The 20,415-nt window shown below is 69.1% G+C and carries 15 protein-coding genes; 4 read left to right on the top strand and 11 right to left on the bottom strand.

Features of this window, described 5'->3' with window-relative positions:
• From ACN6LB_RS26350 to ACN6LB_RS26300, 11 genes are all read right to left on the bottom strand, one after another.
• Positions 1–345, bottom strand: a 345-nt coding sequence (locus ACN6LB_RS26350) for an AfsR/SARP family transcriptional regulator (RefSeq protein ID WP_445028087.1), incomplete at its 3' end; no start/stop codon positions are given.
• A 513-nt stretch (positions 346–858) separates the two neighbouring features.
• Entirely contained in the window at positions 859–2,931 is a 2,073-nt protein-coding gene (locus ACN6LB_RS26345; RefSeq protein WP_445028085.1) for a condensation domain-containing protein, read from the bottom strand.
• A gap of 796 nt (positions 2,932–3,727) precedes the next feature.
• Positions 3,728–4,153, bottom strand: a complete 426-nt coding sequence (locus ACN6LB_RS26340; RefSeq protein WP_445028084.1) for a nuclear transport factor 2 family protein — start codon at positions 4,151–4,153, stop codon at positions 3,728–3,730.
• Between the two features lie 134 nt (positions 4,154–4,287).
• On the bottom strand, positions 4,288–6,084 hold the full coding sequence (locus ACN6LB_RS26335; protein ID WP_445028083.1) for an alpha-L-fucosidase: 1,797 nt from the start codon (positions 6,082–6,084) through the stop codon (positions 4,288–4,290).
• Positions 6,085–6,435: 351 nt separating this feature from the next.
• Positions 6,436–9,633: a glycosyl hydrolase family 95 catalytic domain-containing protein gene (locus tag ACN6LB_RS26330; RefSeq protein ID WP_445028082.1), complete on the bottom strand. Its 3,198-nt coding sequence runs from the start codon at positions 9,631–9,633 to the stop codon at positions 6,436–6,438.
• 247 nt (positions 9,634–9,880) lie between these two features.
• Entirely contained in the window at positions 9,881–10,762 is an 882-nt protein-coding gene (locus ACN6LB_RS26325) for an amidohydrolase family protein (protein WP_445028081.1), read from the bottom strand.
• A complete protein-coding gene (locus ACN6LB_RS26320) occupies positions 10,759–11,070 on the bottom strand; it encodes an L-rhamnose mutarotase (protein ID WP_356145976.1) in 312 nt (103 codons plus the stop codon). Before ACN6LB_RS26320 ends, ACN6LB_RS26325 begins: the two co-directional genes overlap by 4 nt.
• The gene (locus ACN6LB_RS26315) at positions 11,067–12,077 is read right to left on the bottom strand and encodes an aldo/keto reductase (RefSeq protein ID WP_445028080.1); all 1,011 of its coding nucleotides are present in this window, start codon (positions 12,075–12,077) and stop codon (positions 11,067–11,069) included. Before ACN6LB_RS26315 ends, ACN6LB_RS26320 begins: the two co-directional genes overlap by 4 nt.
• Positions 12,074–12,832, bottom strand: coding sequence for an SDR family NAD(P)-dependent oxidoreductase (locus ACN6LB_RS26310; protein WP_445028079.1), 759 nt, complete (start codon positions 12,830–12,832; stop codon positions 12,074–12,076). The genes ACN6LB_RS26315 and ACN6LB_RS26310 overlap by 4 nt, the downstream gene beginning before the upstream one ends.
• Positions 12,829–14,175 carry an L-fuconate dehydratase gene (locus ACN6LB_RS26305; protein WP_445028078.1) on the bottom strand — a complete coding sequence of 449 codons (1,347 nt, stop codon included), beginning with the start codon at positions 14,173–14,175 and terminating at the stop codon, positions 12,829–12,831. Before ACN6LB_RS26305 ends, ACN6LB_RS26310 begins: the two co-directional genes overlap by 4 nt.
• Before the next feature lie 11 nt (positions 14,176–14,186).
• Positions 14,187–15,038, bottom strand: coding sequence for a fumarylacetoacetate hydrolase family protein (locus ACN6LB_RS26300; RefSeq protein WP_445028077.1), 852 nt, complete (start codon positions 15,036–15,038; stop codon positions 14,187–14,189).
• A 779-nt stretch (positions 15,039–15,817) separates the two neighbouring features.
• On the opposite strand from ACN6LB_RS26300, the gene ACN6LB_RS26295 reads away from it, so the two are divergent.
• The 4 genes from ACN6LB_RS26295 (at position 15,818) to ACN6LB_RS26280 (ending at position 20,409) form a co-directional block, all read left to right on the top strand.
• Positions 15,818–16,870: a sugar ABC transporter substrate-binding protein gene (locus tag ACN6LB_RS26295; protein ID WP_445028076.1), complete on the top strand. Its 1,053-nt coding sequence runs from the start codon at positions 15,818–15,820 to the stop codon at positions 16,868–16,870.
• Between the two features lie 119 nt (positions 16,871–16,989).
• Positions 16,990–18,582, top strand: coding sequence for a sugar ABC transporter ATP-binding protein (locus tag ACN6LB_RS26290; protein ID WP_445028075.1), 1,593 nt, complete (start codon positions 16,990–16,992; stop codon positions 18,580–18,582).
• 2 nt (positions 18,583–18,584) lie between these two features.
• Positions 18,585–19,628 carry an ABC transporter permease gene (locus tag ACN6LB_RS26285; protein ID WP_356146364.1) on the top strand — a complete coding sequence of 348 codons (1,044 nt, stop codon included), beginning with the start codon at positions 18,585–18,587 and terminating at the stop codon, positions 19,626–19,628.
• Positions 19,629–19,707: 79 nt separating this feature from the next.
• Complete coding sequence (locus tag ACN6LB_RS26280; RefSeq protein WP_445028074.1) at positions 19,708–20,409, top strand: FadR/GntR family transcriptional regulator; 702 nt, start codon at positions 19,708–19,710, stop codon at positions 20,407–20,409.
• The last annotated feature ends 6 nt before the right edge of the window (positions 20,410–20,415 follow it).

Raw genomic sequence — 20,415 nt, 5'->3', positions numbered from 1 at the left:
CGCACCCCGCACCCGCCCCACACCAGCACCGCCACCGGCACCGGCATCCGCAGGAGCCGGCACACCCACATCCCCAGCGCCCTCCGCGCCACCCTCACCCGCAGACTCACGGCACAACGCCGCAGCAATCAACTCCCGCAACTGCAGCACATACGTCTGCAACGTCGTACGCGCACTACGCGGCGGAGCATCCCCCCACAACTCCTCCACCAGCACGGACAACGGCACCACCTGATCCACATGCAGCGCCAGCAAAGCCAGCACCTGACGAGGCTTCGGCGCACTCGGCGTCACCGACACCCCGTTCTCCCGCACATCCAAAGCACCCAGCAGCCCGATGTCCACGGCGCCTCCCCAGTTAGTCTGCGGCACCCAACACCCTCATTAAAAAACAGCACAGACGGTTTGTCAATGAAGCAGTTTGGCCCCTGAATCGCCTACCCCCGCGCCAAACTCCGAGCTCTACGCCCCCGGCGCGCGCCCCCGCCCACCCTTTCGCCAAGCCCACCGATCGGACACGCCGCGCCCCTGCGTTCCTGCTGTATGCACTCCACAACTACCTGCCGGAACACACGAATCCGCAACTGCCCGCACGAATCCCCGGACGGGCAGACGGAAGCGCCCGAAGGCTGGGCCAGCAGCACGAACCCGTCCGTCGACCCGAAAGGCAAGCACGCCGCTAAACAGACCAGCCGGTTGCTTTTCAGGTCACGTGAGGAAAGGACGACGGAAGCACAGAACGGCTGGACAGCACCCCGCGCGTGGGCAGAACCCTGAAAGGTCCAGACGAGCGGACCACGCCTGGCCATCAACTGATGGGTGGTCCCCACCCCTTGGAACCCCACGACATGGTGATCGTCAAGGACAAGGCCGGGAGGTAAGGACAGTCCGCAATCCCCGAACCAACGCCTCCGCGCAGTCCCCCGCCGAACCAAGACCCGTCATCACCACCGCGGGCGCCCCCCGCTCCCCCGCTCCGACGCCGCTCGCGATCTCATACGCCACCCGGCCACCCGGCCCGCAGCCGGCCAATACCAGCCCGCGCCCCTCCCCCACCACGTCCGGCACCACCGAGGCCGAGGCACCTGTCGCCCCCACCCGCAGCACCACGATCTCCTCGGGCCCCTCATGCACCCGGGCGAACCGCTCGTAGCAGCCTGGTGGCACTCCCGGCACCGCGACCAGGCCCACCACGTCAGCGCCCGGCCGCCCCGGCCGTAGCCGGCGTACCACCGACCGGCGCGGTCGACCTGTCTCACCGAGCGGGCCGTCGGAGCCTGCCGTCCGCGGCGTTCCCTCGACAGGTGCCAGGTTCAGTGCCTGTCCCACCGTCATCGCCGGGTCCCACACCCCGGCCAATGCCCGCAGCAGTTCCACGCACTGCGTCTGCCACCGCGCCGCATCCGCGTCGGACAGCCACGCCCGGTCATGCACGAACGTCAAATCCAGGCCACCGTCCGCCTGATGCCGGGCGGTCACCGTCAACGGCCGTCCCCCGCCACCCTCCAGGCCGACTGCCTCGCCCACCCGCACGCCCAACGCCGCGAGATCACCGAGCACACCGGCCGGCCAGCCCACCCGCCCCTCGAAATCCACCACCGTCTCCGGCCGCACACCGTCCCTTACGGCAGCGGGAGTGGATCCGAAGGCACGTTCCCCGTACGAGGGAACTCCGGCCTCCCAGGTGACCGACGTACGCTCAATGCCACGCAACTCGTCACCATGCTCAGCGCTCTCAGCCTCGGACGGAGCACCACTCCAGTCGCTGATCTGCTCGCCGGACACCCACGGATACGCGTACAGCCCCAGCAGCGCATCCCGCGACTGCCGCAGCAACCCCGCCAGCGGTGCCGTCGGATCCACCCGCAATGTCATCGGCAACGGGCCCCCCAGTCGCCCCGGAATGTGGGCGGCGCCCATCAACGCCACGTCCCGCCCGGACTGTTGCACCCCAAAGCTCACGGGCAGTACGCCCACCGCCCTCGCCGCGCGGTACAACAACAGTGCCCACACCACATGCAGGACGCTCCCTTCGCCCACTCCCCGTACCGCAGCCCAGGACCGCAAGCGCGCCACCTCCCGCGCCCCGAGCCTCGCGTCTGCCCGCCCCCACCCCTCGCCGGCGCCGGCCGCCACATCTGCAGCCGCCCCAGGCGCTACGACCGGGGCGGGCACCACTGGCAGGTCAGGCGTCCAATTCGGCCAGCTCAACGCACCCACCGGCGGCCGCTCCGCCCGCCACCACTCGCGCGCCGCTCCCGTGGCCCGGTCGGCCCGCCACACCGCGTAGTCCCGCACGTCCGGACGCCGCTCCCCACCCGGCAGCGCCCCGCCGCACGCATACGCCCGCAGGAGCTCCCCCACGAGGAGACGTACCCCTCGCTCATCCAGCAGCGCCCGGTGATACGTCACGACCACGCGTGCCGTCGCACCCGCACCCGCACCCGCACCCGCACCCGCACCCGCACCCGCACCAACCATCACCAACAACCGCACCAGAGGCGGCCGGTACAGAGCAAAGCCTCGTCGCCGCTCCCGTACCGCCCACTCCTCCCATGCCTCCGTGCCGGTCGACACCACACGACACGCTTCTTCCGCGCCCGCCTGTCCGAACATCACGAGGCGCGGCGCTGCCACCCAGTCGAAGCCCGCCCGCAGCACCACCTCGCGCTCGACCACCGATGCCCAGGCTTCGGCGAACCACCCCACGTCCAGCGGTCCCCACCACTCCCAGGTCACCTGCCCCACACCCTCGTCCCCTCCGGTCACGGCCTCTCCGCCGCTTTCTCCTCCTGCCCGGGCCCTGATGGTCTCGCCACTCCCGGCGACCGCCGCGCACAGCAGCTCCCGCTGAAAGCCGACGACCGGCACTTCCTCCCGCAGTGAGGGGACCAGCAAATCGGCCAACAGCTCACCCGGTAGCCACGCCACCGCCTCAGAGGACACAGACGACGGGCCGACTTCGCGTCCGGACCCATGCACTTCAGCAGACTCGGACGAGGGGACCGGCAGGACCACAGTCGGGGACATGGAGGAAGAGGCCGTCGAAGAAGTGGTCAGGCCGGACCCGGATTCAGCGGAGCCAATCGCCGTCAGCCTCAGCCGATGACACCCGCCCCCGCCTCCCTCGAGTACGACCGAAATCCCCTCGTACCGACCCGCCAGCCGCGCAACCAGCCGTTCCGCATCAGCCTCGCCCAACGCCCCCCACAGCTCCACCAGCACCGACCCGTTCCCCGGCCCCCCGGCGGCCCCTCGCATCACCGCCGTAGCAACTCCCCCCATCCCACCCCCGCTCATTCCGCACCCCCCACAACAAAACGTTTCTGCAACCCGGACCCACCACCCACCCCACGGGCACCGGATTCGGCGCGGTCGCCAGAAACCGCGTGGCGGTCGGACACAGCACAACGGCCGGACGCCGTACGACGGTTGAACACTGTGCTACGGCTCATGACGCCCGCCTCTCACCACGGGACACGCACACCGGAACGACCTGACACGAACCGGCCCCCGGAAGCCTAATAAGCGCCGGCCCAAGAGGCCCGCTCGCTCCACCACCGGTAAAGCACACCCCAAACCAACCTCAACCACCCGGCCGTGGCGTCGCGCCGGAATTATCCGTCGCGGCCCCCAGGTGTTGAGCTCCAAGGGCGGCCGGTCGGTGGCGAGAAATCGTCCGCCAATGGTCACTGGCGTTGTGGTGGTCTGTGGGTCGGCAGTGGGCTCAGCCGACACTCTCGCCGAAGATCATGCGCTGCCCGCGGGCGGTGTCCATGTACTCGCGGACACGGTGGATCAACCCGTCCCGGAGCTCGAAGACGAAGCAGTAGTCGTTGGCGTAGTGGGCACCGTTGGCCAGAGTCGCCGTCATGGTCTCCTCCACGACCACCCGCTCTCCGTCGGCGTAGAGACCATGAAAGGTGACGGCGACGTCGCGCACGAAGAAGCGGGGAAAGTCCTCGGCGAGGAAATGCACGATCGCTTCTCTGCCGACCAGATGGCTGGGGCCCTCCAGCGCGACGGCAGTAGCGTTTCCCGGCGGCGCCAACCACTCGGCGTCCTCGGTGAAGACCGCGGAGATCAGGTCGGCGTCGTGGCTCGCGAACGCCTTCCAGGCGTTCTGGACGATGGCGCGGCTCTGCTGTGACATGCTCGCGACCGTAGGCGACCCAGGACGAGAGCGCTGGCGACTCTCCGACGTCATCCCCTGAGGCGATCACGGGGGCATGGGCGCGGAACACCGGTCCCATGCCCCCGTGGGTCGTCAGCGTGGCCCGACTGGGTTCAGCCGATCTTGGTCATGGCCCACCGCTGCGGGGAGCCGCCGTTCCAGGACCACTGGATCGTGTTGCTTCCCTCGGTGGTGACGTTGCCGTTGTCGAGGACCCTTCCGCTGCGGCGGTTGGTGAGCCGGTAGGCGCCGTTGCCCAGGGCGGAGATGGCCCACTGCTGCGGGGTACCGGTGTTGGGGGTGTACTGGATGACCGTGGCGCCGTCGGAGGCGGAGTTTCCGTTGTCCAGGGCCTTGTTGCTGTTCAGGCACACCAGCTTGTAGTAGCCGTGCCCGAGGTTGGTGACCTTCCACTGCTGTGGGGTCCCGGTGTTCTGCGTCCACTGGACGACCGCGCCGCCCTCGGTGGTGCGGTTGGAGTTGTCCAGGGCCTTGCCGCTGCGGGCGCACACCAGTCGGTAGGTCCCGTCGGCGAGGACGGCCGGCATGCCGTTGACCTCGACGCAGACCACCGAGACGTCGGCGTTGGGCGCGGTGGCCGGCACCGTGACGTTGATGGTGCCGCCACTGACGGTGTACGAGAGCGTTGTCGAAGGGGCGTTCAGCAGGTAGACGCGGGTGATCGTGTTGTGGACCTCCGGGATCTGGAGCACCCCGTTGGTGGGCCAGGTGAACACATGGGCGAAGAGCTTGCCGCTCTTCGCGGTGCACCTGCCCCAGGACGGCTCGGCGGCGAAGGGGCTTCCGCTGGTGCCGTAGACGCTGTCGCCGTAGGTGGACATCCACGTGGCGAAGCCCTTGAGGACGTTCGTGGTTCCGGTGGTGACGGTGCCGTCGCCCTTGGGGCCGATGTTGAGGAGGTAGTTGCCGTCCCGGGAGGCGACGGTGACCAACTCCTGCAGGAGGGTGTGCACGGACCGGTAGGAGTTCTCCTTGGACGCGTCGTAGCCCCAGGCGCCGTTCATGGTCGCGCAGGTCTCCCACGGCCGGTCCGGCGGAGTCGAGGGCACCGTCTGCTCGGGGCACTGGAAGTCGCCGAGACCGAGATCGCGCTTGACGCGCTCGTTGACGACAAGGCTGGGCTTCCGGCTGATCAGCCAGTTGTACAGATCCTCGCCGTCGGCCTTGACCCACCAGTCGTCGAGCGTGGGCGTGGCGGGGTTGCCGCACCAGTCGCCGTCGAACCACAGGACGGCGGGGTCGTAGCGGTCCAGCAACTCCTGCAACTGTGCCTTCATGTCGGTGATGTAGGCGGTGCGGGCGGCCTGCGAGGACATGGTGGAGTAGACGGTGCTGTGATTGGCGGTCTGGGAGGAGTGGTTCCAGTCCATGATCGAGTAGTAGAGCCCGAACCTGATGCCGCGGCTCTCGCACTCGGTCTTCAACTGGGCCAGCAGATCGGGCTGGTAGCCGCTGTAGTCGCGGAGGTTGTACTCCTTCGTGCCGGTGGTGTCCTTGAAGCTCGCCACGTCGGAGTTCCACATCGCGTAGCCCTCGTGATGCTTGGCGGTGATCACGAGGTACTTCATGCCGGCGTTCTTGGCGAGTTCGGCGATGGTGGCTGCGCTGAAGGAGGTCGGGTTGAAGGGTGCGCTGACCTGGGGCTGGTAGGCCGCCTTGGACCAGTTCTCGCTGTAGAACGCCCACTCGCCGTGACCGCGGTAGGAGTAGGACCCGAAGTGGATGAACATGCCGAACCGGGCCTGGTACCACCAGTCCATCTTCGAGGGGACGGTGTAGGCCTCGGCGGCGTCGGGCCACACCACCTGCGGCAGGCCGAACGCGACGGTCCCTCCGGCGAGGGCGGCGGCCTTGATGAGGGAGCGTCTGCTGAGGGGGGAAGAGGACACGGAGCGGCTCCTGGAGGTCATGGGGCTCAAGGTGGGCGACGTGTGGCGACTCGATGGCCGACGCCGGGCGGCCCGGGAGAACGCGATCGGACCGGCCGCAAGGCGCAGAGCTCACGCCGAGACATAGGATGTATTTTGTAGGCGCCTGGAGAGCTGCGTCCAGAGGCGCGCACTGCTTTCCCGCTGGGATTTACGTGTACAGCTGTTTCTCGGCGGCTACGGCGAATGGATCACCGGACGGCACGCAGGTCGAGCCACGAAACATGGGATCTCATCAGATGCGGCGAGCCGCGAAGTGGGACCGCAGTTCGGCTTCCTCACCCCGCGGCCGCTGCCTCCGCGCCGGCGCCGTCACGGCTTGATCGGCTTCACCTTCCTGTCGACGCCGTTCACCCGCACCGTGATGCTCCGCCGGCTTCGCGCCCGGTCGGCCACGATCTTGTAGGACGTGACCTTGCCGTCCCGCCACTCACAGCTGACCCCGTAACCGCCACGAGCGCGGAGCCCGGTGAAGGAACCCTTGGCCCTCCATTCGTCCGGCACGGCGGGCAGCAGATGGATGACGCCGTCATGACTCTGCAGGAGCATCTCCGCCACGGCACCCGAGATGCCGAAGTTGCCGTCCATCTGGAAGGGCGGGTGGTTGCAGAACAGGTTGGGCAGCGTGTTGTAGGTCAGCAGTCCGCGCAGCATGACCTGGGCGCGTTGTCCGTCGCCGAGACGGGCGAAGAGGGCTGCCCGCCAGGGCCAGGTCCACGAGCGGCGGCTGTCGCCGGACACCGTCGCGGGCGTGAACGGGACGCCTTCCTTCTCACCGCACCGTGCCTTGAGCGAGACGAGGGCGGCGGCTGCGAAGTCGGGTGTCTTCGTGGTGATCTGACGGCCCGGGTAGACCGCGAAGAGGTGCGAGGTGTGGCGGTGGATGTCGGTGGAGCTGTCGATGTCCTCCTGCCACTCCTGCAGTTGACCCCATCTGCCGATCTTGTTCGGTGCGAGACGCGCCTGCATGTGCGTGACCTTGGCCCGGTAGGCGGGGTCGGCCTTGAGGACCGTCTCGCAGTCCAGGTAGTTCTGGAACAGGTCCCAGATGATCTGCTGGTCGTACATCACGCCGTCCTCGCGCGGCCCGTGCTCGGGGGACCAGCCGTTCGGCGCGACGAGGAGTCCGTCCTCACGCTCCTTGAGGTGGCCCTCCCAGAATTCGCAGATCTCCTTGATCATCGGGTAGGCGACGGTACGGAGGTAGCCCATGTCCTGGGTGAACGCCCAGTGCTCGTACAGGTGTTGCGCGTACCAGGCGCTCGCGACGGTGTTCCATTCCCATGCGTTGCCGCCGAAGATGCTCTGGCTGGTGCGGGCGGTCCAGCCGCGCGAGTCCTTGCCGAAGGCGTTGCGGGTGGCCACCCGGCTGGGCACCGCCACCTGCTTGACGAACTCGACGAGTGCTTCGTGGCACTCGGGCAGGTTCGTCGTCTCGGCCCCCCAGTAGTTCATCTGGACATTGATGTTGGTGTGGTAGTCGGAGGCCCAGGCCGGCGCGTTGCTGTCGTTCCACAGACCCTGGAGGTTGGCGGGCAGACCCCTCGGGCGCGAGGAACTGATGAGCAGGTATCGGCCGTAGTCGAACATCGTCTGTTCGAGCGTCGGGTCCTGCCCGCCCGCCGCGTAGCGCGCCAGCCGGGCGTCGGTCGGCAGGGTGACGGCGGCGGCGTCGGACGTACCCCAGTTGACGGAGACGCGCTTCATGAGGGCGCGCATCCCGGCCGTGTGCTCGTCGCGCATCTTGTCGTAGGAGCGGGCGGCGGCCTTGGCGATCGCTTTGGCGATGACCGGTTCCGGATCGGCTCCGCGCCACCCGGCGGCCGCGTCGAGCTTGTAGTCGGTGCGGGCGTCGAGGATCAGCGTCAGGGTCGTGCAGCCGCTGAATCGAAGCAGCGACCCGTCTGCGCTGAAGTCGCCGTCGGTGTGCGCGACCTGGACGGTGCACGCGTGCTTGAGGCCGTTGCCCATGACGCCGCGGAAGGCGATCCGTCGAGCACCGGCGTCGACTGTCGTCGGGGCGTCCTCTTGTCCGGACGTCAGGGAGATCGCTCCGGAGAGTCCCCGGGCGCTTTCCGATGTGTACCGGAAGACCATGACGTCCGCGGACCGGCCGGCGAAGGCCTCGCGCAGGACGCGCCGGCCCGGTGTGCCGAAGCGGGTGGTATGGATTCCCTCGACAAAGTCCAGAGCGCGCTGGTAGTCGACGAACGCGCGCTGCGTGCGCGTGTCGAACGCCCCGCCTTCCAGGGCGACTTCCGCGATCTGGAATCCGGTGGACGACTCGCCGGGTGTGAACGTGAGGCGGTAGGTGCGGTAGGCCGTGCTGTTGGTGATCCGGTAGGTCCGGCTCTCGCCGCGGCCGGCGAAGGGCGCGCCGGGGTTCTGGGTGTCGAGGGTCACCCAGGCCTGGCCGTCCTGTGACGCCTCCAGCGTCCATCGCCGGGGGTCGTCCTGCGGGCGGTCCGGGGCCGTCGTCAGTGTGTACGAGGTGACGGCGGCCGCGCGCTGGAGGTCGGTCTGCCAGATGATCGTTGGTGCGTCGGCCTCGACTCGCCAGACCGTGGCCGGATCCCGGTCCACCGAGCCCGAGATGCCCGTGGCCGGGGATCCCGTCCCGGCACCGGACCCCTCGGCGTGCCCGCTGGGCGACGACAGGAACATCGATCCGCCCGCGAGGTCGACGCCGGACAGACCGATCTCGCTCACCTGGAAGTGGCTGACTCCTGCCTTGGGGACGAAGTCGAACCGGTAGAAGCGGTAGGACCCGGCCTGGTCGCAGGTGAATTCCTTTGTCTGGAAACGGCTTTCGAAGGGCGCCACCAGGGTGCGGCTGTCCAGCGTGGTCCACGTGGCGCCGTCGGCGGAGCCGTGGAAGGTCCACTCCTGCGGGTCGCGCTGCGGCACGTCGTTGGCACTCGTCAGACGGTAGGACGCGACTTCGACGGGGTCGGGGAGCTCGACCTGCCACTGAACCTTCGGACCTGGCCCCTCGATGCACCACTTGGTGCTCGGGCCGGCGTCGTAGGTCTTGTCCACCCCTTCCGACGAGGAGGTGCGGTAGGGGCCACCGGGGGCCGTCACCTTCGCACGGTCGGCGAAGGTGACGACGACGTCACCGAAGTTCCGGTACGAGCCGAAGCCGGTCATGCCGGTGTCGAACGCGCTGTCCGGCCGGCCCGCCAGCGCGTTGTCGTAGTTGTTGACCCCGCCCCACAGACTCTGCTCGTTGAACTGGATGCGCTCCTGGTCGGGGTCGGCGAAGAGCATGGCGCCGAGCCGGCCGTTGCCGATCGGCAGCGCCTGCGACTGCCAGTCCATGGCAGGGACCGGATACTTCAGCGCGTTGCGCGAGAGGGCCGGCCAATGCACGGCGGACCCCGCGGAGACGGCAGCGACGGCCTGCCCCGCAGAAGTGCCGTCGGTCAGCTGCGTGATCAGAGGAGTGAAGGCGAGGGCACCGCTGAACTTCAGGACGCTTCTCCGCTGCGGTTGGGGCTCGTTGGTCACGGCAAGATCTCCCAGCCATTGATGTGCCGACGTAGAGGAAGGGCAACCCTCATCGGATTCGCCGAGGGCATGTCATCCTTGCCCAGCGAGAGATCGGATGTCTAGAGGGTGCACTGCGTCGAACAGATCCTTTGCCGTCAACGGCCGCCCGGCCCCTCAACGACCAATAACGGCAGCCACCTTGAGGAAGGCCCCACTTCGTCCCACCAGCGAGGCATCGCCCACGAGACGGCCAACACATCGGATGTTAAGTCAAAGGAACGCGGGTCAGGCCGTAGGTCCGCACAGCGGTTCCGGTGAAGACCTCCTGACGCTCCGCCCGGTCGAGCCAGGCCGTCAACTCCCCTGCGGTGGAGACGACTTCGGCGTAGGAGGCGGCGAGTCGGCAGACGGGCCAGTCCGAGCCGAACATCAGCCGCTCGGGGCCGAAGGCGTCCAGGACCGTTTCGGCGTACGGCCTGAGTTCCTGCGTGGTCCAGGAACCCCAGTCCGCTTCTGTGACCAGGCCGGACAGTTTGCAGACGGTGTTGGGGAGGGCGGCGAGCGATCGGGCCTCCTGCGCCCAGGGCTCGAGGGCGCCGGAAGCGATGGGGGGCTTGCCGAGGTGGTCGAGGACGAACGTGAGGTCCGGCAGCCGTGCGGCGGCCTCGGTGGCGGCCATGAGTTGATGAGGCTTCACCACGACGTCGTAGACAAGTCCCGCTTCGGCGACCGCGACCAGACCGCGCAGTACGTCGGGGCGCACGAGCCAGCGGGGGTCCGGCTCTCCCTGTACCTGGTGGCGGACGCCCACCAGGTACTCGCCGCCGGGGCCTTCGCGCAGTGCGGCCAGAGTGTCGGCGACATCGGGGGCGGTCAGGTCGGTCCAGCCGACGACACCGGCGACCAGATCGCTTCGCGCGGCCAGGGACAGGAACTCGGGCGTCTCCTCCGGCACGGTGACCGTCTGCACCAGCACGGTGGCGGTGACCCCGGCCGCGCGGGCCTCCGGCTCCAGATCGACGATGCCGAAGTCGCGGCGCAACGGGGCCAGTTCGGCGCCGACGATCCAGTCCTGGTCGCGAACGGACAGATCCCACACGTGGTGGTGGGCGTCGACGACGCCCGGCCCGGGACGGGGCACGGTCACAGTTGCCACACCACGGGCAGCGAGGCGTCCCCGCCCTGGGCGGAGTAGTCGTGGACGACGTCCAGCAGTCCGCTCATCCGCGCCTGCCAGGCGATGTTGACCGGCAGCTTCTCGAGTTCGGCGATCATCGACCCGTAGTCGTCGACCTCCAGCACGTGGAACAGGTCGGTGCCGCTGCGCCATATGGTCCACTCGCTCACGCCGGCGGTGCGGATGGCAGCGGTCAACTCCTCGGGCACCTCGCGGTGTGCGGCCTCGTACTCCTCGACGCGGTCGGCACGCACCCTCGTGTGCAGGGCGACCCTCATGACAGCTCCTTCGACGGCGTGGAGAGGGGCACGGGCGTGCCCTCGGCCAGCAATCCCTCCGCGTGCAGTTCCTCCCACAGCGCGTCGGGAATCGGACGGCGCAGCTGCTCCACCGTGTCGCGGACCTCCTCAGCGGTCCGCGCACCGGTCAGCACGCTCGCGACCGCAGGATGGCCGAACGGGAAGCGCAGCGCGGCGGCGCGCAGCGGCACGCCGTGCCGTTCGGTGACCTCCAGCAGGCGGAGTGCGCGGTCCAGTACCGGCTGCGGCGCGGGGGCGTAGTCGTAGGTGGCGCCCGGCCTCGGGGCGGTGAGGAGCCCGGAGTTGAAGACGCCGCCGATCATCACTCTGCGGCCGCGGGCGGCGGCTTCCGGCAGCAGCTCCGCGAGCCCGTCCTGCTCCAGGAGGGTGTAGCGGCCGGCCAGCAGGACGACGTCGATGTCGGTCTCGCGCAGGAAACGGGCGGGCAGTGCGGACTGGTTCATCCCGACGCCGATCGCCCCGACCACGCCTTCGGCGCGCAGCCGCTCCAGCGCCGGGTAGGCCTCGCGCAGCGCCTGCTCGGCGTGGTCGTCCGGGTCGTGCAGCAAGGCGATGTCGACCCGGTCGAGGCCGAGGCGGTCAAGGCTTGCCGCCAGGGAGCGCAGCACTCCGTCGGCGCTGAAGTCCCAGACGCGGCGGTGGGTGGCGGAGACGGCGAAGCCGTTCGCGAGGTCGTCGTCGTGACTGTCCTGCTTGTTCGGTACGAGGAGGCGGCCGACCTTGGTGGAGACGGTGTACGTGTCCCGGGGGCGGCCGCGCAGAGCCGTGCCGAGGCGCCGCTCCGAGAGGCCCAGCCCGTAGTGGGGCGCGGTGTCGAAGGTGCGGATACCGGCATCCCAGGCCGCGTCCACCGTGGCGTGGGCGGCCTCCTCGGTGACCGGGCGGAAGAGGTTGCCGATGCCCGCGCAGCCGAGTGCCATTTGCGTGACCTCGACCGCGCCGGTGCCCAGTGTCGTGGTCCTCACGGCTGGGCCGCCGGGCGCAGCCGGAGCCCCTGCATGCCGCCGTCCACCGCGAGCGAGGTGCCGGTGACGCTGGCCGCGGCGGGACCGGCGAGGTAGACGATGGCCGCCGCCACCTCGGCGGCGGTGACCAGGCGGCCCATGGGCTGGCGGGCGTTGAGGGCGGCGCGTTCGGCCTCGGGGTCGTCGGCGGCGTCCAGCAGCCTTCCCACCCAGGGGGTGTCGGCGGTGCCGGGGTTGACGCAGTTGACGCGGATGCCCTCGCGGACGTGGTCGGCGGCCATCGCCAGAGTGAGGGACAGCACGGCGCCCTTGCTGGCGCAGTACAGGGCGCGCTGCTGGAGTCCGGCGGTGGCCCCGATGGAGCAGGTGTTGACGACGGCGGGGTGCGCTGAGCGGCGCAGATGGGGCAGGGCCGCTCGGGTGGTGCGGACGATTCCGAGAACGTTGATGTCCAGGACGCGGTGCCACTGTTCGTCCGGGTTGTCCTCGACGGTGCCCACGGCGCCGATGCCCGCGTTGTTGACGAGGATGTCGATGCCGCCGAGTTCGGTGGCCGCGGCCTCCACTGCGGCTCGTACGGAGGTGTCGTCGGCGACGTCGGCCTTGAGGGCGAGCAGCGGCTCCGGGACACCGTCCGGGGCGAGGTCGAGCACGGCGACTGCCGCGCCCTGCGCGGCCAGCTCACGGGCGGTGGCCAGTCCGATTCCGGAGGCGCCACCGGTGACCAGGGCCCTGAGGCCGGTCAGATCAGTCATGCCACATCCTCCTGGCTCGCGCGCTCGACGCGGTCGGCGGCCCAGAACGTTCCGTCCGGGTAGCGGTACTCGGCGATGGACTCCTCCCGCATCGTGGCGGAGAAGCCGGAGGCGAGTGGTGCGGTGTAGTGGCCGTCGCGCATCACCACAGGATCGATGAAGTGCTGGTGCAGGTGGTCGACGTACTCGATGACGCGGTTCTCGGTGGTGCCCGACAGCGCCAGGTAGTCGAACATCGAAAGGTGCTGCACAAGCTCGCACAGCCCCACTCCCCCGGCGTGCGGACACACCGGCACGCCGAACTTGGCGGCGAGCAGCAGGATGGCGAGGTTCTCGTTGACTCCGCCGACCCGGGCCGCGTCGATCTGGAGGACGTCGATGGCGCCGGCCTGGAGGAGCTGTTTGAAGACGATGCGGTTCTGCACGTGCTCACCGGTGGCGACCTTCACCGGCGCCACCGCCTGGCGTACGGTCGCGTGTCCGAGGACGTCGTCGGGGCTGGTGGGTTCCTCGATCCAGTACGGGTTGAACTCGGCGAGGGCGTTGGTCCACTCGATCGCCTCGTCCACGTTCCATCGCTGGTTGGCGTCGATGGCGATGCGTATGCCGTCGCCGACGGCGGCGCGGGCGGCGCGCAGCCGTCGGGTGTCGTCGTCGAGGTCGGCGCCGACCTTGAGCTTGATCTGGGTGAAGCCGTCGGCGACGGCCTGCTTGGCGAGCCGGGTGAGCTTTTCGTCGGAGTAGCCGAGCCAGCCGGGCGAGGTGGTGTAGCCGGGGTAGCCGCGTTGCAGCAGGAGCGCCTCGCGCTCGGCCAGCCCCGTACGGCCCTCGCGCAGGAGGACGAGGGCCTCCTCGGGGGTGAGGACGTCGGCGATGTAGCGGAAGTCCACCTGGGAGACCAGCCACTCAGGGGAGGCATGGGCGAGCAGCTGCCACAGCGGTTTGCCCTCCCGCTTGGCGGCGAGATCCCACACCGCGTTGACGACGGCACCGATCGCCATGTGCATCACGCCCTTCTCGGGGCCGAGCCAGCGCAATTGGCTGTCGCCGATCAGGTCGCGGCTGAGCGAGCCCGGGTCGGCGCACAGCTCCGCCACGCGGCGCCCGACCACATGGGAGCGCAGCGCGTTGATCGCGGCGACCTGGACGTCGTTGCCGCGTCCGATGGTGAAGGTGAAGCCGTGGCCTTCGCACCCGTCACCGGCATCGGTGCGCAGCACCACGTAGGCGGCGGAGTAGTCGGGATCCGGGTTCATCGCGTCCGAACCGTCCAGTTCCCGGGAGGTCGGGAAGCGGACGTCGTAGGTGTCGACCGCGGTGATCCGGGGCGAGGTTGCAGTCAAGGGTGTGCCTTTCACGCTTGGCCGAAGGTCTGGCGCTGGCTGCCGAGCCCGTCCACGGAGAGCTCGACGGTGTCACCGGAACGCAGATAGGGGGTGCCGGGCAGGCCGAGGGCCACGCCCGCGGGTGTCCCGGTGTTGATCACGTCGCCCGGCTCCAGGACCATGTACTGGCTCAGGTACGCCACGATGTGGTCGACCGGGAAGATCATGTCGCTGGTGTGGCCGTCCTGCCGCTTCACGCCGTTGACGCTCAGGTGCAGTCCGAGGTTCTGGGGGTCGCCGGCCTCGTCGGCGGTGACCAGCCAGGGGCCGAGCGGGTTGAAGGTCTCGCAGGACTTGCCCAGGTCCCACTGGGAGGAGTACTCCAGCTGGAACTCACGCTCCGAGACGTCATGGCTGACCGCGTACCCCGCGATCACGGCCCGCGCTGCTTCGGGACTGTCGAGATAGCGCGCCCGGCGGCCGATGACGACGGCGAGTTCGACCTCCCAGTCGGTCTTCGTTGAGCCGCGAGGGATCAGCACTTCGTCGTAGGGGCCCACGACCGTGCCCGGGTCCTTCATGAAGACCACCGGACGCGGGGGGATCGGTGCGCCGGTCTCGGCGGCGTGATCGCGGTAGTTCAGACCGACGCAGACGATCTTTCCGGGGCGGGTGACAGGTGCGCCGATCCGCAGGCCTTCCGCGTCCAGTTCGGGCAGCGTGCCCGAGGCGATGGCCGCACGGGCCCGGCTCACGCCGTCCGAGGCGAGGAAGGCACCGTCGATGTCCGAGGCCACGGAGGAGAGGTCCAGCAGCCGGCCGTCGTCGGTGCGGGCGGCGGGCCGTTCTTCGCCCGGGGCGCCGACTCGTAGCAGTTTCACTGGGCAACTCCCTGGTGCAGGACGGATCTCAGTCAGTCATCGGATGTATGACGGCACCGCGACTGTAGATGCATAAGGACCGACTGGCAATGGATACCTCGGATGTATTGGCAGCTCCACAACTTTCACCTGGTCAACATGGGCGCTTTCTCCTGTCCGGGGGAAGTGCGTACGACCCACCCTCCGATGATTCCGAGCGCGACGCCACAACGGTCATCTCCCCTATGAGGTCGGATACGACTCACCCGCAGAGCCCCTCGACAGAGGGATGCACCCCTCGACCACGCCTCCTCAATGCGTCGACAAGGACGTTCCCAAGGGCTCCGTTGCCGAATCGTGAGCTGTGTCCACGGACCGCCCGCTCACCGGCGATGCAGGAAAACCACAGGTCGGACACGGTGAAGGCAGGCATGACAGATCCACTCGGCAAGCCGTCCGCGGCCTGCGGCACGAGGTCACTCAATTCGTCGGCCCGGAACTCTTGTCAACGTCGGCAACGCCGTCGTAACGTCCTCGACGTCCCGAGATACATCGGAGGAATGGTCGGGAAAGCCCCCCATACCCCGTTCTACCTGCGCAGTCGGACCGCCCGGCCTCCGTCTTCTCGGTCACCGGCTGACCCTCACACCGTCACTTCCGCCCCGCCGGGCGCGATCCGCACCTCCCTGTGCCGACCGCCGCCGGTCCGGGCGGCTGCCCCGCCTCCCCTCGGGCGAGGCAGCCACCCCTCCCACCCTCACCCTGCGGCGCCCAGCCCCGGCTAAGGAGAGAACACGGCTATGAAGCTCGCTCGCACCCGTTCCACCATCACTGCCGCCACCGCCGTGCTCGCGGTACTGGCCCTTGCCACCGCGTGCAACCGCGAGAGCTCGGACTCGGACTCGGCAGGCGGCGGCAAGTCCGCCGCCATCGGTATCGACCTGCCGCGTTCCGACTCCGACTTCTGGAACTCCTACGCGCAGTACGTGAAGAAGGACATCAAGTCCGACGGCATCAACGCCCTGCCGCTGAGCAACTCGCAGAACGACGTCACCAAGCTGGTCGCCAACGTCCAGGTGTTCCAGAACACCGGGGCCAAGGCCGTCGTCATGGCACCGCAGGACACCGGCGCCATCGCCTCGACCCTCGGCACCCTGTCGGCGGCGAAGATCCCGGTGGTCAGCGTCGACACCCGGCCGGACAAGGGCGACGTCTACATGGTGGTCCGCGCCGACAACCGGGCGTACGGCACCAAGGCCTGCGAGTTCCTCGGCAAGCAGCTGAACGGCAAGGGCAAGGTCGCCGAGCTGCAGGGCGCCCTGGACTCCATCAACGGGCGCGACCGCTCCGAGGCGTTCGCCGCGTGCATGAAGACGAAGTTCCCGAAGATCAAGGTCTATGAACTGCCCACCGACTGGAAGGGCGACGTGGCCTCCGCCAAGCTCCAGTCACTGCTCGCCCAGCACCCGGACCTGAACGGCATCTACATGCAGGCCGGTGGCGTCTTCCTGCAGCCCACCCTGGCGTTGCTGGAGCAGAAGGGCCTGCTCAAGCCGGCCGGCGCGAAGGGCCACATCTCGATCATCTCCAACGACGGCATCCCGCAGGAGTTCGACGCGATCCGCAAGGGCAAGATCGACGCCACCGTCTCGCAGCCCGCCGACCTCTACGCCAAGTACGCCCTGTACTACGCCAAGGCCGCGACAGAGGGCAAGACCTTCAAGACGGGCAAGACCGACCACGACTCCACCATTGTCAAGATCCCCAACGGCCTGGAGGACCAGCTGCCCGCCCCGCTGGTGACCAAGGACAACGTGGACGACAAGGCCCTGTGGGGCAACAACGTCGGCTGACCCCGGCAGCTCACGCCCGCGGTGCGGAGAGACGGGTGGTTCCCTCTCTCCCCCCCCCACCGCGCCACACCACACGTTTCCCGGCCCCCAGCATCCGCACACGAAGGACGGTATCCACCATGGCGGACACCGCGACCGCCCCGGCGACGGGCCCCTGGCATCCGGCCCCGGTGGCCGAGGCGACCGGCATCAGCAAACGGTTCGGCGCCACCGTCGCCCTGCGCGACGCACGGATCAGCATCGCAGCGGGCGAGTCGCACGCCCTCGTCGGCCGCAACGGCGCCGGCAAGTCGACACTCGTGTCCATCCTGACCGGCCTCCAGCAGCCCGACACCGGAACGCTGCGCTTCTCGGGCGAGCCGGCACCGGCCGTCGGTGACATCGACGCCTGGCGCTCCCGCGTCGCCTGCGTGTACCAGCGCTCCACGATCATCGGGGATCTGACCGTCGCCGAGAACCTCTTCCTGAACCGGCAGAGCACCGGCGCGGTCCAGCCCATCCGCTGGAAGCAACTCCGGCTCCGTGCCCAGGAGTTGCTCAGCGAGTACGGCGTGGCCGTCGACCCCGCCGCGCGGGCCAAGGACCTCACCGTCGAGCAACGGCAGTTCGTCGAGATCGCCCGGGCGCTGTCCTTCGGCGCCCGCTTCATCATCCTCGACGAGCCGACCGCCAAGCTCGACGCCCGCGGTATCGGCCGTCTCTTCGACAAGCTCCGCGACCTCCAGCGCCAGGGCGTCGCCTTCCTCTTCATCTCCCACCATCTGCAAGAGGTGTACGACCTCTGCAGCACGGTCACGGTCTACCGCGACGCGGCTCACATCCTCACCGCGCCCGTGGCCGAGCTCGGTCACCAGGCGCTGGTCGAGGCCATGACCGGAGAGTCCGCCTCCGTCGAGGTCGTGACCGTGGGCAAGAGCGGCGCCCCGGCCGCGCAGGCCGGCTCCGCGGAGCTGCTGACGATCGACGGGCTGACGCTGCCCGGTGCCTGCGAGGAACTCTCGCTGTCGGTCCGCGGGGGCGAGGTGGTCGGCCTCGCCGGTGCCGCGGCCAGCGGAAATGTACGGGTGGGCGAGGCCGTCGCCGGTCTGCACCGTGCCAAGGACGGCAGGATCTCGGTCGGCGGCCGGAGCGTGCGCACCGGAAGCGTGCCGTCCGCTCTCAAGGCCGGAGTCGGTCTGGTCCCCGAGGACCGTCACGTGCAGGGGCTGGTCAACAACCGCAGCGTGGCGGAGAACGCGACGCTGACCGTCACCGACCAACTAGGCCCGTTCGGTACGGTGCTGCCCTCCAGGACCAGGGTCTTCGCCCAGCGCATGATCCGGGATCTCGACATCAAGACCCCGGGAGCCGCCACCCCGGTCTCCGCCCTCTCCGGCGGCAACCAGCAGAAGGTGGTCGTCGCCCGCGCCCTCGCCACCGACCCCCACGTCCTGGTGGCCATCCGGCCCACCAACGGCGTGGACGTCAAGTCCAAGGAGTTCCTGCTCGGCAGGATCCGGCAGATCGCCGACGGCGGCAAGGCCGCGCTGATCGTCTCCGACGAACTCGACGACCTCAAGGTGTGCGACCGGGTCGTCGTCATGTTCCACGGCCAGGTGGTCGCCGAATTCGAGCGCGGCTGGAAGGACGAGGACGTCGTCGCCGCGATCGAGGGCATCGCCGCCTCCCCCGCCGTATCCCCCGCATCCGGCACCGACGAGCACGGAAGGTAGTCATGTCCGCCACCACAGATCTCACCGAGGCCGCAGCGAACGCGGCGGAGCCGGCCGCCGCGGACACCGCCCGCCGCCGGATCGACCTCGGCCGCTTCCGCGAACTGTCCCTGGTCCCCGCCATCCTCGTGCTGGGCCTGATCGGGTTCATCGTCTCGCCGGCCTTCCTCACCGCCGACAACCTCATCGGCGTAGCCCAGCAGTCCACCGAGCTGAGCCTGCTGGTCCTCGCGACGACGTTCATCCTGATCTGCGGACGGATGGACCTCTCCCTGGAGTCCACCATCGGCGTGGCTCCCGTCATCGCCGTCTGGCTGGTCCTGCCCACCAGCGGAGGCCGGTTCAACGGCCTCGGCCTGCTCCCCGAGTGGACAGCCATCCCGCTCTGCCTGCTGGTCGGCGCGATCATCGGCGCCGTCAACGGCTTCCTGATCCTCAAGCTGCGCCTGAACGGCTTCATCGTCACGCTCGGCGGCCTGACCATGCTGCGCGGCCTGCAGGTCGCCCTGTCCGAGGGGCAGTCCATCGTCGACCTGCCGCCGTCGTTCACCTACCTGGGCAAGGCGTCCTGGCTGGGCATGCCCGCCGCCATCTGGGTGTGCGCGGTGCTCTTCGCCATCGGCGGCAGCGCGCTGGCCTGGCTGAGGCACGGCCGCGCTCTCTACGCGATCGGCGGCAACTCGGAGGCAGCCCGCACCGCCGGTGTCCGCGTCGACCGCATCGTGTGGATCGTCCTCATCGTCGGCAGCGTGCTCGCCGCGTTCGCCGGCATCCTCTACAGCGGCCACTACGGCTCCATCTCCGCGACCCAGGGCAGCGGTTGGATCTTCCAGGTCTTCGCCGCGACCGTCATCGGCGGGGTGAGCCTCAACGGCGGCAAGGGCTCGGTGTTCGGCGCCCTGACGGGTGTGCTGACGCTCCAGCTCGTCGTCAACGTGATGACGCTGGCAGGCGTACCGCCACTGTGGAACCAGTTCCTCAACGGCGCCATCATCATCGTCGCCCTGATCATCTCCCGCTTCGCCTCCGGCGAGAAGCAGGAGTAGCCGCGCCGAGATCGGCTCCGCCCGGCCCACGGCCCCGGCGGAGCCGACACCCCCACACCCGGTACGGAGAGGCACGCTCGTGGCACTGACCGACGAGGCCATCGACAAGATCAAGACGATGATCGTCGCCGGCGAACTCGCGCCCGGCTCCCGCCTGCCCAAGGAGGAGATCCTCGCCCAGAAGCTCGGCCTGTCGCGGAGTTCACTGCGTGAGGCCGTCCGGGCCCTGACCGCCATGCGGATCCTGATCACCCGGCAGGGCGACGGCACCTACGTCTCCAGCCTGGAGCCCCATCTGCTGCTGGAGAGCCTCTCCTTCGCCGCTGATGTCTCCCAGGGCGCGACCGCCCTGCAACTGCTCCAGGTACGCAGGCTCCTGGAACCGCAGGCCACCGGCATGGCGGCCGCTCTGCTGCAGCCGGACGACCTCCAGGAGCTGCGCCACCTCCTCGACCAGTGCCGATCCGCCGCCGACGTCGAGGAGTTCGTCGCCCACGACATCGCCTTCCACCTCAGGATCGTCGAAGCCGTCGGCAACCCGGTGCTGTCCATGCTGCTGCGCGTCCTCTCGACCCGCACCCAGCGCGTACGCATCATCCGCGGCAGTCGGACACGTCAGGCTCTGGACAACGCCCATCACGACCACGAGGCCATCCTCCGCGCTCTCCATTCACATGACGCCCTCTTGGCCATCTCCGCCGCGACCGTCCACATCACGGCCGTCGAACAGTGGCTGGCGGCCAGCCTCAACGACGACGCGCTGCAAGCCATCAACAGCTGATACGGA

This window comes from Streptomyces sp. SAS_270 (assembly GCF_052543295.1).
The sequence above is the reverse complement of the archived record's forward strand: the minus strand, read 5'-3'. Positions and strand labels throughout refer to the sequence as shown.